Genomic DNA, 13,609 nt, shown 5'->3' with positions numbered 1-13,609 from the left:
CTGATACTGATCTTGGCTCCTTTTCACTTATTTTTCAAACCCAATCAGCATCAGCATTAGTCCCAAGAAAAAATCCCTTCTGTTATATACAGTAAGGGATTTTTCCACTTCATCATTTATGTTCCAAAATAGCCTGACGGCTCTTCTCCAGATACTCAACAGACTGGTTATAATCCCGGCTGGCAATTGCCAGGTAGAGAATATCAATTACATTCAGCTGCGCAATTCGCGAAGATGTTGCTCCACTTCGGATATCGCTTTCAGTGGACGTAATCTTTAAGGGTACATCCGCCAGACTACTGAGCGTGTTACTACCCCATTTCGTAATGCTGATTGTTGCTGCTCCGCCTTCGAGAGCATGCTTCAGACACGAAATGACATTTGAGGTTTCCCCCGAGTAGGAGATACATACAACGGCATCATCTTCACGAAGGGTAGTGGAAGAGGAAATTTGCATGTGCGGATCCGCAAACGAAAAGCTTGTGCGATTGATTCGCATGAACTTGTAATGTGCATCCAGCGCAATCAGGTTCGAGGCCCCAACGCCATAGAAAAAAATTCGCTTTGCCCGGTGCAGTGCATCAACTGCCTGCTCAACCAGTCGTGGGTCCAATATATGGACCGTGTCCTTCACCGATTGGATATTGTTTGCGGATACATGCTGAATGATGCTCTCCATCGAGTCCTGAGGACGAATCTCCGTATAGTGATATTGCTCACCCGTTTGCAAATCGCCCGCAATCTTCAGCTTCAGCTCCTGAAATCCGGATACCCCCAATGATTTGCACAAACGAATAATGGCAGCCGGGCTGCCACCACTCCGTTCGGACAGCTGTGCCACGGAAGACTGGACCGTCTCTTGAGGATGATCGAGAATGTAGGCCCCGATCTTCCGTTCCGACGGGGTCAGGTCATCCATTAATGCGCGTAAACGTACGAGTCCACCTTTCATGCCTTCCATTCGTTCCACCTTTCCGTACTGTGTTCATGTACAAGCATTTTATCCTATAATTTCACTCGAGTCTAATCAGTAAACTCTCTTCAGCCATTCTGCTGCCGGACCGTAACCACGTATCTACAGTGTAAGTGTACCTGAGATGACAGCATGCCTGGCCCCAGTAACCTCAGGAAGCGTATTTGTTCTACCCATTAATGCTTCATGACCCAGGAGGGCAAAACCAATAGCTTCGCGGGCATCGTCTGGTATGCCATAATCTGTGGTCTGCTCCAATCGAATACCTTTCGGAAGTCTCCCTTGAATCATTTTCATTAATGTGGCATTCGAAGTCCCCCCGCCGCAAGCCAGCATGGCCGAGATCGGTACATTCGGCAGCACAAAGTCCTCTACAGCCCGCACAATGGTCTCTGCTGTCAAACAAGTGGCCGTAGCCAAAGTATCTTCCAGGGATAAGGAACGTGCAGCTGACAGGTCCATCAAACGCTCTGCATAAGCAGCACCGTAAACCTCCCGCCCGGTGCTTTTGGGAGGCATTCTTCTGAAATAATCGTCGTCCAGACACAGCTTCACCAGGTCCTGGTCAGGTGTCCCCTTGGCGGCAATGCTTCCATTGGGGTCATAATGCTGTCTGCCGTTCGTTTCCTGTCGCACAATGGCATCTATCACCATGTTTCCCGGTCCTGTATCAAATGCAGAGATGCCTACTAGAGATGAAACAGCTGGAAGCACGGTCACATTGCCAATACCGCCGATATTCTGTACCAGTCGCCCCTCTGTCGTGCTGCGAAACATAAGAGCATCCGCATATGGTGTGAGCGGTGCTCCCTCCCCGCCAGCAGCTACATCTCTTGCACGCAGGTTACTGATCACCGGCAGTCCGGTCCGTTCCCGCACGACGGCACCTTCACCGATCTGCAATGTGGATGCCACTTGAAGACTCCCCTCCGGTCCGGGAAACGCTGACGGGACTGGCGAGTGCCACACGGTTTGTCCGTGCATACTGATCGCATCCACTTGTCCAGGCGAGAGGCCTGCCGAATGAATCAGCTTCATGACACTGTGTGCGTACCACTCTGAAACGCCGAAGTGTGCCGTCGTCAGGTCATCCACCCTCGCTGTTTCTGGAGAACACAATCGAATCAATACGTTCCTCAGCTCATTTGAATATGGAACACAGATGAAATCCATCAGGCGGATATTGGCTAATGCCCCGCTGGCATCCGTCTGAATGTGTACCAGAGCTGCATCTGTCCCATCAAGGGATGTTCCGGACATCAGCCCTATGACGTAATGATCTTGCTTCAAGCGATACTGTTCCCACATCGGATAGCTGCCTGTATCCATGTTCTCCTACCTCCTGCCAAACTTCATGTCCACGAATCCTGCCATAATTTCACCCAGTATATGATATAAAATTTCACAAGTCAATTATATCATGAAATTTAATTACACTCATCCATTTAACATACGTAATTCCTTTTAAATACAGTGTAAATCAGTACAATTTCTCTATACATAAATTAAATAAATCAATAAAAGAAACATTTTTACAATTTTGTTGTTTATATATTGTAGTAAAATTATGGGAGATGAATTGTTTTTTACCGATGGGAAATCTGAATTTCCATGTCGGTGAGTTACAAGCTCTAAAAATGTTGAGGTGTAATCATGAAGAAAATCATTGTACTTATGTTTCTGAGCCTGTTCTTCCTTTTTCTGTTTCCTATTCAGGGAAATGCCGCTGCAAACACGTCTAAAATCTTCTTGAATGGAGAGCAATTGTCTCTTCCGAATGACGTTCAGGTGACCATCGTCAATAAAAATGTCATGATCCCGATCCGAGTCGTTGCGGAAAATTTGAAGTTTGATGTCGACTGGAATCAACAAGCCCGTCAGGTGAAGATACAGCAAAATGAAAAAGTGATATCTCTCACCGTTGATCAGAAGCAAGCCATGGTTGCTGACAAACAGGTTACCCTGAATACGGCTCCACAAATTTTAAACAAAACGCTGGTGGTACCCATTCGTTTTGTCAGTGAACAGATGGGGCTTAGCGTAAAGTGGAACAACCAGGAGAAGATCGTATACTTAACTGGCAGCAATAATGAGCCCACCGAAGCATCTGGAGATGATTCAGGTAGCGACACCACGTCGTTAACCCATGTAACAGATATTGTTTTTGCCGATAATCAGCTTGTCGTGTCCATGGATGGGGAACAAGTGCAGCCTGTCATATCCACCTTGAAGAACCCGGATCGACTGGTTGTGGATTTGCCTGGAACGGTCTTTGGTGACCTGGCACAGCCACTTGATCAGGGGCTTAATGGAAAGCTGGATGTAACCGGATATCCCAATGTATCGGAAGTGAGATATTCCCTATTTAAACGAGATCCCGGACAAGTTCGGATTGTGGTTGAATTGAACAATGTGAAGGACTTGCAGTTCGATCAAAACGTGATTGCCGACAAGCTGCTTATCGATCTCAACGTTTCGGGGGACAGCGTAACTCCCGTGCCAGTGACTCCCGGCATCGATACAGGACGCAAAGTCGTCGTGATTGATCCAGGTCACGGAGGCAGTGACCCAGGGACCATAAGTATCACCAATAAACCGGAGAAGGAATACGTTCTGGCATTGGGTTTAAAAGTACAAGCTCTTCTGCTCAATGAGCCGGATATTGAGCTGGTCATGACACGTGACAGCGATATCTATCCCACACGTTCCGAGCGCGTTCAACTGGCGAATGAGTTAAATGCGGATGTCTTTGTCTCTATACACGGCAACAGTGCAACATCCTCACCTCAGGCATCAGGTACAGAAACCTTTTATTATCAGCGCAGCAGCAGCAAGGACCTGGCCAATATCATTCATGAACGTTTGGTGAAGGCTCTGGGATTCAAGGATAGGCGTGTCAAGAATGGCAACTTGCAGGTGATACGGGAAACCACCATGCCTGCTGTGCTCCTGGAAATTGGTTTCCTGAGCAATGCTGCTGAAGAGAAGGCCATGTCATCCGAAGAAGTTCAGACAAAAGCTGCACAAGCAATAGTTGATGGAATCAAGGAATATCTAGGGATATAAAATATAACGTTAAACCAAACGGAGGATGTGATTTGTTGAAACGAAAGATGGGATACGGACTACTATTCTTGTTCATTCTTATCATGGCCGCAGGGTGTGCCCAGAAGCCAGTCAGTGAATCCGGAACGAATGAACCCAACCATTCCGGAAGCGTACAGCCTTCCAACAATGGCGGGACTCAGGTTGAGCCGAACAAGGAAGAGAAGCAGACAGTTGAAGTATACTTCGCGGATACACAGGTGCTGGAACTGGAAAAAAGAGAAGTTGAGCTGGAGTTTGTAGAGAACGACGAAAAATACAAAAAAACATTTGAAGCCTTGCAAAACAATGACGATACTGAGCTGGTCTCTCTATGGGAAAAGGTTGAACTGCTCTCCGTCCAATCTGCCGAGGATACGTTGACTTTGGATGTGCATATCCCCGATGAAGCCAAGCTTGGCAGCAGTGGAGAATTGCTGGCCTTGGAAGCTTTAACCACAACGATGTTTCAGTTTGATGAAATAAATCAATTGGAAGTGCTTGTAGATGGTGAAGCACTGGATAGCCTGATGGGTCACTCGGAACTTGAGCACCCCATTCAACGTGAGCCCTAGACCTTAAATAATAAAATGCAAAGAACGTCCCCAAGGACGCTCTCAACTGATGCTTTATGGCATTATAATGCATTGATCTCACTCTAATTTAATGTTTAGACATAGAGCTCATCTCCGGGAGACAATGAATGTACCTTTGCTTCCGGTGATGGGCTATTTTTGATCAGGCCCTCTCTCAATCTGTCCGTCTCAGCCTTGTCTGCATGCACAAGCAAGGTATGCCGAGCAGGCAGCCGCTGCAGCATTCTCTCGACATCCAGCCAGCCTTGATGCACTTTATAACGGATCTTCTGCACCTCACAGACCCCATGCTCCGCCGGATTCTGTGCTAGCTTCTGTGCAAAAGTACCAACAGCCGCATGCCCGGTGAGCAGGATCAGGTTCTCACCACTCTCCGCCAGCTGGCTATAGTACCAACGGGCAAGCGAAGATTGCATCATGCCGTCGGGAATAAACCATAGGGAAGCACCATATTGATTCATCAGTCGCTCCCGATCCTCCTGACTTTTGGGCAGATTCCAAGGCTGGCCATTTAAAAATCGTTCAATGGTGCCCGTTATCGGACCCTTGAGATGTGTTCCCTGTTCTCTCAGCCAGTAAGGGACACGCAGCAGCTGCTTCATGCCATCTACTAGCCCCTGTTCAACGATAATTGGAACGCCATTGAATCGCTCTTGTGCCCATAATATGATCTCCTGACCACGGCCTACCGAGGGCATTGGCAGCAGAACCTTACCACCCCGAGCAATGGTCTGGCGTATAGCACGGTCCAATTGTTCCAGCTTGTCTGCCTGCGTATCCCGGTCCGTTCCATATGCAGCATCCACAATCGCCAGATCCATCGGCTGATTCAAGCTTCTCTTTGTTAACGAAGGAGTCAAGGATACCTCGGAAATTCCTGAATTCTCATTTGCTATCGCTAGTTCCACCCGAGGTTCTCCAGCAAATGGTATGCCATCACTAACAGCAATGCCCTGAGACAATAGAAAATTATTTATACGGCTGCTTTTGTGCTCCTTGCCCTGGAACAGGCTTGCCAATCTCAGCGCCTCTGCCGCACAATCTTCCTGTAAAAGCATGGACTCGGACGTATAGTCTCCGGAATAGAAGATCCGTTTACCCTCCATCTCAAGTGCAAACCATACCGATCCTGCAAGGTGACCACTGCGTCCCCATAACACGTGCAGACCCGGAATCATCTCGAACCAGATCCCAGGCCTCGCCTGATCCTCCAGATACCTGTAACGTATGGACTCCACGTCTGTTTCCTCATACGGAAGTTCATATCCTGCACGCTCCAGATTGCTGCGCCACGCCCTGAAATAGGTGTTCAGCTGCTCCCTTGTCTCACGTGTCGTCCATACTTCACCCTGATAGCCCATTTTATACAATAAGGGAATAGCAACGGAATGATCCTCATGCGCGTGGGACAGCAGAACAGCATCCAGCGTTGATACAAGTTCAGGCTGGATAAGCGGGTATGCTCCCGCTCCTTCTTTTTTCACGCCACAATCCATTAAAATGTGAGTCCTGTCTCCGCTCAAGAGATAGGCAGAGCGGCCATGCTCGCCTGCCCCACCCCATACGTTCAGTTTGATCATGATGCATTCCACTTTCTCTTTGAATTCAGTAGTTCAATGCCGAGCAGCATCAGTACGGTCATGCCGACCGTTACAACCGCCATGGCCATTCCGAGCGACACCTGGCCTTGTTCAAACTGTGCAAAGATATACGTTGCCGATGTCTGCATGGAAGGCGGGAGAATCAACAATGAGCCTACGAGCTCGCGTGTAGCAATGGTGAATGTCATCATCCAACCGGCCAGCATGCCGGGAATGATCAGTGGCACAAGAATGCGCCGAAGGATATACAGCGGCTTTCCGCCAAACACCTGCCCTGCCTGAAACAAAGTACCATCGATCTGGGTAAAGCTCGATTTCACGTACTGCACCGTATAAGGCAGGAAAAGTACGACATACGTCAGAACCACCATCCCGTACGTGTTATACAGGGTGACAGGCATCCAAGGTGAATTCCAGAACAGGATCAAACCCACAACCATGACAATGCCCGGTACGGTGTTGGGAAGCAAGCTGAACAGATCGATGACACGCTGCATGAATGAGGATGACTTACCAATCGCCAGCGCAAAACCTGTACCAATCACAACCGCAACGGTGGAAGCGGCGAGGGATAATCCCAGGCTATTTCCGATGGCTTTCATGCTAACCGAGCCCCAGGAGAGCAGATCCCGATAGTGATCCAGTGTTACATTGTCCAGAGACAATCCGGTCCCGCGCAGCTTCATCGTCGACGCGGCAATAATGGAGAAGTACGGAATCCCCACGGAGAGAATGAGAAGTACCGCAAGATACAGACCGCATAGCCAGCCAGCTCCTCCGCGAAGGGAATACCGTTTGGACCGCTGTCCTTTGCCCCCCACTAGGCGGTACGTGAATTTACGACTCATGGCAGATTGCATGTACCACATTACGAGACATACGGATAACAAGACCGATGCCAGTGAGGTGGCCTTACCGAAGTCAATCGGCCAACTGGAGATATATTTGTGGATCTCCGAGGTCATGACGTAGTACCCGATACGACGGCCGAAGGTGGCTGGAGTTCCGAATTCTGCAATCGTTTTGACAAAAACAAGCATGATCCCCATCCCATAGGAAGATAGCAGTAAGGGTAATATAATGCGTCTGAAACGGTATCCCGCCGGTGCCCCGTGCACCGATCCTGCCTCTTCCAGATTGCCGCCGATGCGAATCAACGCATCCCGCAGCAGCAAGTACAGAAACGGGAATAGATGCAGGCTCATAATCAGCACCATGCCCCAGAAACTGAAGAAGAGCTCACTCCATCTCTCAGCTGATGGCACCCACTGCTGCAGGTATCCTCCTTTTTGCATAAATAATATCCAGCCCATGGAGCCGATATACGGTGGTGTCATGAACGGAATCATCAGGATCACATCCACCCAGCGGTGCTGGCCCATTCGGGTCTTGGCCATCATCCAGGCCAATGGCATAGCCAGCAAGGTGGTGACGGCAACAACACAGATGCCGAGCCAGACAGAATTGAGCAGCACACCCGACAAATGATGACCAGTAATCGTCCGGATCGGAGCCATCCAGTCCCATTGTCCATCCGGATACACGCTCTGCCAGAAAATCAGCAGCAAAGGTACGCCAATACTTATAGTCAGCAGAAAGAGGGCCAGAATCACGCCCACTCTCCGAAAAATACGGTTGTTGTCCAGTACAACAGGTTTCACTGATTTCACCTCACATGACTTCCACCCAAACACTCGTCACACGTGTTGCCGAATGTTCTTCAGTTTGTTTCAGCCGTCTTATTTGAAAATCTCGGAGAAACGAGCCGCTGTTTCATCACCGTGTTCACTCATCCAGTTCCAGTCCACTTTCAGCTGCGGGATATCTTTCAGATTGGCCCGGTTGGTCGCTTCAATATCTTCACGGCCCGGAATCAGGTACGCATCGGCAACCAGCTTCTGCGCTTCATCGGACAACAGATAGTCGATAAACGCCTTGGCGTTTTCTACATTCGGGCTTGATTTCAGGATGGCAGCCGGTCGTGGGCTGATTACAGTCCCTTCTGCTGGATATACGATATCCAGTGGTTCGCCTTTATCCTTGGAGGAATAGGCCATGTAATCAACACCTGCCGCTACGATGCTTTTGGCTCCCGTAATTACCGGATCAAGAGCTTCCTGGTTCGCACCCGCCATGGCCACACCGTTCGCTTTGTAGCTGTCCAGCAGATCCCACCCTTGGTCACCGTTCACACTCAGGTACCCTGTAATGAAGTCCAGTGCAGAGCCAGACAGCGTTGGATCCGGAATATTTACAGCGTCTTTCCAGGCTGGTGTAGCAAGTTCCGCCCAGCTTGTCGGTGGAGTAGACACCAGCTTGGTATTGTACACAATTCCGAGTGCCGAAGCACTTGAACTGAAATAGTTACCTTCTGCATCTGACCAGTCCTTGTTCAGCTTGTCGGCATTGGCTGCTTCAGGGTATGGGAGCGTCAAACCGTCAGCTTTGAGCGCCTGTGCTGAAGGCAAAGAGGCTAGAATGACTACATCGGCTACAGGATTGGATTTCTCTGCCTCCATACGGGCGAGGATTTTACCGGTTGTTCCCTGGAACATCTCTACTTCAATCCCTGTTTTGGCTGTAAACCCGCTCACAATATTATCTGCCAGCTTTTGCGGCCCTGCACTATAGAGCACCAGTTTGCCGCCTGCTGTTTCGGTTGGTTGTGCTGCTGCAGCGCTTCCTTCTCCCGCAGATTGTCCTGCGTTTCCAGCGTTTGAGTTCGTACTGCATCCGAACAAGCTAATGCTCATCACCGCTGTTAACAGCAGCAATGCACTTTTTTTCCGTGTTTTCATTCCCAACATCACATTCCATCTCCCTTGGTTATATGTTTTTTCGAGTAAACTTAAACTTCTTCTCATTTCCTAATTTAAGCATCTAGTTCGCTGCAGCTATAACTTCCCGCTTTGCATCCATGCTATCCTGCCCGTTCATACGGCAGATACGATCCGGCGAGATATACAGCTGAACCTGCTCGCCTACGCGGACCCTTCGATCCAGGTAAGCCGTCCATATGCCTAGCCCTTCCATTTGAACCCGGATTTCATAACGCTCCCCTACATAGCTGACACTCAGTACCGTGGCCTGGTAACGCAGGTCGTCATGACTTGTCCTGTTCCAGGTCACATGCTCCGGCCGTACCATGGACTGATTCGGTGTCAGCCAGTTGGATTTGCCGATAAACGAAGCAACAAACGGATCGCTTGGCGATGAGTAGATCGTCTCGGGACTACCTTTTTGCAATATCCGCCCCTTCTCCATGACCACAATCTCATCCGACATCGACATCGCCTCAACCTGATCGTGAGTGACATATAGTGCGGTTAGCCCCATATCCCGAACGAGAGACATCATCTCAATCCGCATTTCTTCCCGCAGTACTGCATCGAGTGCACTAAGCGGTTCATCGAACAGAATTACACCAGGTCTTACGGCTACCGCTCTGGCAAAAGCAACCCGCTGCTGCTGTCCACCTGACAGCTGATGAGGATAACGATCTTCCATGCCTTGCAGGCGAACCATGCCAAGTGCTTCGGTTACCTTCTGCCGTAAATTTGTTTTCTGCTTTCCGGCCCTCAAGCCAAATGCCACATTTTCATATACCGTCATATGCGGCCATAATGCAAAATCCTGAAACACCATGCCCAGATTACGCTTATGGGTGGGTACATCAATCCGCTTGGCAGCTGAGAAGATGCAATGATCACCCGCAACAATCTCTCCTGCATCCGGCTGTTCCAGTCCAGCAAGCATCCGCAGCAATGTGGTTTTGCCGCAGCCTGATGGACCAAGCAGCGTTGTAAACTGACCATGCTGAAGCGTTAGATCCGTGGGCAATAGTGCAGGCGTGCGATTGAATGATTTTTGAATTCCTGAAATCTCCATTTTCATAAGCATCCCTGCCTGTCTTCTTGTACTGTACTCAGTCTAACTCCCGCTCTCGCGAGTTGTATGTTAGAAATGTAAAAATGAAATTAACTTTTTAGATGAATTCTGTTGATGTTCATAGATTAAATCTATATAAGGTGATTCAAATCCATTTTTCATTTGGTTACATCGATAACAGCACCATCTTCCGATCGCTGTTTGCTGTTATCTCCGGATTTCCTTGATTCCCTTTTCTAAGGGAGACATCAGGGGATCAAGGCGAAGCGTATGCTTCCGAAGCAGCTTTCTTTCAGAAAGCTTTTAGCTTCGCTTTTTCAGATTGGTCCTGTACTCTCCGTGTTTATGAAAACAAGCATTAAATTATCTTCTATTATGGAGACCCTGTATAAGGGAGAGGAGTGTGAGTTCGTTGAACCTCATTAAACTGCAAATTGTAGAGCTGATTGACAAGCATCATCACATGACCAGTGTCGCAGAGATTCTGGGAATCAAGCAGCCCACGGTTACGTTTCATATGAAATCACTGGAGGAAGAGATGGGAGTGCGATTATTCGAATCGCGCAGCGGGAAGACGTTTCTAACGGAGGCTGGACAAGCCCTGCTTCATTATTCCGTTAAGATCAATGCCCTGACCCAGGAGGCCCGCCGGGTAGTCAAAGAATACGACAGCCTCTACCGGGGCACGCTTCACATTGGGGCGAGTTATGTACCTGCAACCTATCTGCTGCCTCCGATGCTAAATACATTCTCACAGGAGTTTCCCGGTATTCGTATTGTGTTATCGGTCAAACCATCGCCTGTCATTCGCGAGATGTTAATGCGGCACCAGATTGATCTGGGAGTAATCTCTTCTGAACCGTTTATTGGTCCGATCCTTCAAGCCGATCCGCTATGCGCAGATGATCTGGTATTAATCTGTGCTCCTCAGCATGCTCTGGCTAGTAGAGAAGTGCTGGAGCCTGACCACATTTCTCAGATTCCCTTCGCCCTGCATGGGAACGAGTCGAGTACTCGGCGTTTGACCAACCAATGGTTGGAACAGCATGCCGTGCGGCTCCGAAGTACGGTAGAGATGGACTCACTCGAGGCAATCAAGCAGCTAGTTCTGCTCGGAGGTCATATTTCATTCATGTCGCGCATGGCCGTACAGTGGGAGGAGCAGCATGGCTTGATTCAAGTTCTGCCCATTCCCGGGGAACAAGCCCCTAGGCATATATACACGGTACATAATAAGGATCGACACCCTTCTGTTCAAATGAATCGGTTCAAGGAAGTTCTTCAGGAAGGAGTCACGGGCTCCCCTTCATTTCTTGGCTTGATCCCATAAAAACTCTCGTTCGCCATTCATCAAATCTATGCAGGGTTAACGCAATGCTCGTCCAACGTTAATCACTTTCATATACTCGGGCGCTAAAGTGGGTCTGTACATTAATCCAGCCTAGGGAGTGATTGGTTTTGAAAACGTGGAAAAAGGTAACAACCTCATTGATGCTGAGTATCGTCACATTAGGGAGTAGTCTGGCGTTCCAGGCACCTCAGACATCAGCGGCGGCCAATGCCGTACCTGCCTACGAAGTGAAGTTTCTGGCTAAACCGGAACTGGTATTGAACTCGGATGGAACACCTCGCAGTGAAGTTATTCAGACGTTGTCCCTGGATTCTACACCGAGAAACATCAGCGCTGAGTACTTTGACACCAATGCGCTGAATCTGAACCAAGCGGGATGGGACGTCCGTTTCCGGAAGAAGGATGACAAAAACAACTATGAATTGACCTACAAAAAGCGCTATCCCGTAATTAACGGTGACATTAACGCTGCACTGACCTTGGCTAATCAAGAGGGATTTGATGCATCAGATGATAACTATGAGGCTGAGATCGATTGGGGTTATGGTAAACAAACGCTGAGCTTCTCCAATACCAAAAAGGTGGATACCAAAGCTACAGGCGTGCAGCTCCCTTCCGAGAAGGATGCGCTCGATATGCTGCTGGACAAGCTGCCAGGCAAACTGAAAAACTGGTCTTCTTCCAACTGGGGTAAACAAACGCTTTCACAATCCCGTGCTCATGGCCCTGTAACGTTCCAACGCTATGAAGGCACATGGAATGGACAAGAGCTGTCGTTTGAAGTATGGCCTATTCGTAACGCAGATGGTACAGGTTTCGAGAATCTTGTAGAGGTTTCTTTCAAAACCGAAGATGCTGCAGCCGTATCCGCCCTGCGTACCGAGCTGCTGCAAGTGTTGGAAAGCAACAACTGGCTTATACCTGCCGATGGCTTAAAGACTCAAACGATTTTGGAAAGATACTAATTGTCTGGAATGACAAAGCATAGATATAACCAAAAGGACATTAGCAGGTTTATCCTGTTAATGTCCTTTGTGATTTTTACTTTGGGCGTATCCTAAGATATATCATCCTATTTTAGCATGCTTAGTTTTATGGAGATCAACTACATGCTGCCCGCAGTAACTTTCTGGCGATTCAATGATTAATTGATCATCCTATTCTGAATATTTAGTATACTTTAAAGGTTTGTGCCGTTTCGATGCCCAGCGCACTTTGAATAAACGTATTAGCCACTCGTTCCACAGGTACCGGGTTAAAACCAATGAAAAAGTCTCTATATTTCTCAGCCGACTCTTCAAACAAATTAGGGCTGACCGAATTCAAACGAATACCTCTTGGCATTTCGTAAGCTGCCGCTTTGGCAAACGCATCGATTGCCCCGTTGGCCATAGCACTTGAAGCACCTTGTGCAATAGGATGATCCTTGATAATGCCACTAACCAGTGTGAAACTCCCATTGTCATTGATATAGTGTTGTCCAATCAACACGATGTTGACCTGACCCAGCAATTTGCTCTGTACACTGATCATGTTGTTCTCAGGGGTCAGCTCTTCCAGTTTCGCATAATGTGTCTGCCCAGCAGCGACAATGACGTAATCAATGTTTTGCACAGTTTCAAAAAGAGCCTTAATGCTGTCCGTTGAAGTCATATCGACCTGATAATCACCTGAGCTTCTACCTGCTGTAACCACTTCTACAGACAGCTTATTCAATTTGGCAACAATCGCCTTTCCTAACGTTCCATGTCCTCCAATAACAAGAGCTCTTTTCACACGATTCCTCCCCTTTAGATCCGAACCATTTTTAACCAAGATAATTCTGTTTCTACCTATTTAAACAAAATCATTCGGCGAGAGCAAGTTATTCAAGTCTGAGCTGTTCATATAAGATGAAGTACACATGAGATTATTAATAAATGAAAAAAACCTCTTGCACAAGGCAAGAGGCTTACTGTAAGCGGGTGATGGGAATCGAACCCACGCTATTAGCTTGGAAGGCTAAAGTTCTACCATTGAACTACACCCGCATAATCATAAAAATCGGGATGACACGATTTGAACATGCGACCCCCTGGTCCCAAACCAGGTGCTCTACCAAGCTGAGCTACATCCC

General features: G+C 48.3%; 11 protein-coding genes and 2 tRNA genes. 4 read left to right on the top strand and 9 right to left on the bottom strand.

What is annotated here, in order from left to right; genetic code table 11:
- Nucleotides 1-112: 112 nt before the first annotated feature.
- Nucleotides 113-952 (bottom strand): MurR/RpiR family transcriptional regulator, encoded by an 840-nt coding sequence (locus AC3WQ3_RS10665; protein ID WP_127539240.1) that lies wholly within the window; start codon nucleotides 950-952, stop codon nucleotides 113-115.
- A gap of 123 nt (nucleotides 953-1,075) precedes the next feature.
- Nucleotides 1,076-2,302, bottom strand: coding sequence for an anhydro-N-acetylmuramic acid kinase (locus AC3WQ3_RS10660; protein WP_492472248.1), 1,227 nt, complete (start codon nucleotides 2,300-2,302; stop codon nucleotides 1,076-1,078).
- Nucleotides 2,303-2,626: 324 nt separating this feature from the next.
- On the opposite strand from AC3WQ3_RS10660, the gene AC3WQ3_RS10655 reads away from it, so the two are divergent.
- Together AC3WQ3_RS10655 and AC3WQ3_RS10650 are read left to right on the top strand one after the other, a co-directional pair.
- Nucleotides 2,627-4,039: an N-acetylmuramoyl-L-alanine amidase family protein gene (locus AC3WQ3_RS10655; RefSeq protein ID WP_492472247.1), complete on the top strand. Its 1,413-nt coding sequence runs from the start codon at nucleotides 2,627-2,629 to the stop codon at nucleotides 4,037-4,039.
- 32 nt (nucleotides 4,040-4,071) lie between these two features.
- Nucleotides 4,072-4,632, top strand: coding sequence for a GerMN domain-containing protein (locus tag AC3WQ3_RS10650; protein ID WP_492472246.1), 561 nt, complete (start codon nucleotides 4,072-4,074; stop codon nucleotides 4,630-4,632).
- Nucleotides 4,633-4,727: 95 nt separating this feature from the next.
- Here AC3WQ3_RS10650 and AC3WQ3_RS10645 read toward each other — a convergent pair whose 3' ends face one another.
- The 4 genes from AC3WQ3_RS10645 to AC3WQ3_RS10630 all read right to left on the bottom strand — a co-directional run bounded on the left by AC3WQ3_RS10645 (nucleotide 4,728) and on the right by AC3WQ3_RS10630 (nucleotide 10,148).
- A complete protein-coding gene (locus tag AC3WQ3_RS10645) occupies nucleotides 4,728-6,233 on the bottom strand; it encodes an MBL fold metallo-hydrolase (protein WP_492472245.1) in 1,506 nt (501 codons plus the stop codon).
- A complete protein-coding gene (locus AC3WQ3_RS10640) occupies nucleotides 6,230-7,915 on the bottom strand; it encodes an ABC transporter permease (RefSeq protein WP_492472373.1) in 1,686 nt (561 codons plus the stop codon). The genes AC3WQ3_RS10645 and AC3WQ3_RS10640 overlap by 4 nt, the downstream gene beginning before the upstream one ends.
- Nucleotides 7,916-7,993: 78 nt before the next feature.
- Nucleotides 7,994-9,061, bottom strand: coding sequence for an ABC transporter substrate-binding protein (locus tag AC3WQ3_RS10635; protein WP_492472244.1), 1,068 nt, complete (start codon nucleotides 9,059-9,061; stop codon nucleotides 7,994-7,996).
- 73 nt (nucleotides 9,062-9,134) lie between these two features.
- Nucleotides 9,135-10,148 (bottom strand): ABC transporter ATP-binding protein, encoded by a 1,014-nt coding sequence (locus AC3WQ3_RS10630; protein WP_492472243.1) that lies wholly within the window; start codon nucleotides 10,146-10,148, stop codon nucleotides 9,135-9,137.
- Nucleotides 10,149-10,554: 406 nt separating this feature from the next.
- Between AC3WQ3_RS10630 and AC3WQ3_RS10625 the strand changes: the two genes are divergently transcribed.
- Together AC3WQ3_RS10625 and AC3WQ3_RS10620 are read left to right on the top strand one after the other, a co-directional pair.
- The gene (locus AC3WQ3_RS10625) at nucleotides 10,555-11,472 is read left to right on the top strand and encodes a LysR substrate-binding domain-containing protein (RefSeq protein WP_154896463.1); all 918 of its coding nucleotides are present in this window, start codon (nucleotides 10,555-10,557) and stop codon (nucleotides 11,470-11,472) included.
- Between the two features lie 128 nt (nucleotides 11,473-11,600).
- A complete protein-coding gene (locus AC3WQ3_RS10620; RefSeq protein ID WP_492472242.1) occupies nucleotides 11,601-12,458 on the top strand; it encodes a hypothetical protein in 858 nt (285 codons plus the stop codon).
- 205 nt (nucleotides 12,459-12,663) lie between these two features.
- Here the strand turns inward: AC3WQ3_RS10620 and AC3WQ3_RS10615 are convergent, their stop codons facing one another.
- The 3 genes from AC3WQ3_RS10615 to AC3WQ3_RS10605 form a co-directional block, all read right to left on the bottom strand.
- Nucleotides 12,664-13,269, bottom strand: coding sequence for a short chain dehydrogenase (locus AC3WQ3_RS10615; RefSeq protein ID WP_492472241.1), 606 nt, complete (start codon nucleotides 13,267-13,269; stop codon nucleotides 12,664-12,666).
- A 183-nt stretch (nucleotides 13,270-13,452) separates the two neighbouring features.
- Nucleotides 13,453-13,523: transfer RNA gene (locus AC3WQ3_RS10610), tRNA-Gly, on the bottom strand.
- A 13-nt stretch (nucleotides 13,524-13,536) separates the two neighbouring features.
- A tRNA-Pro gene (locus AC3WQ3_RS10605) sits at nucleotides 13,537-13,609 on the bottom strand.

The organism is Paenibacillus sp. FW104-T2, assembly GCF_058789975.1.
This window is presented reverse-complemented; position numbering and strand designations above follow the sequence as displayed.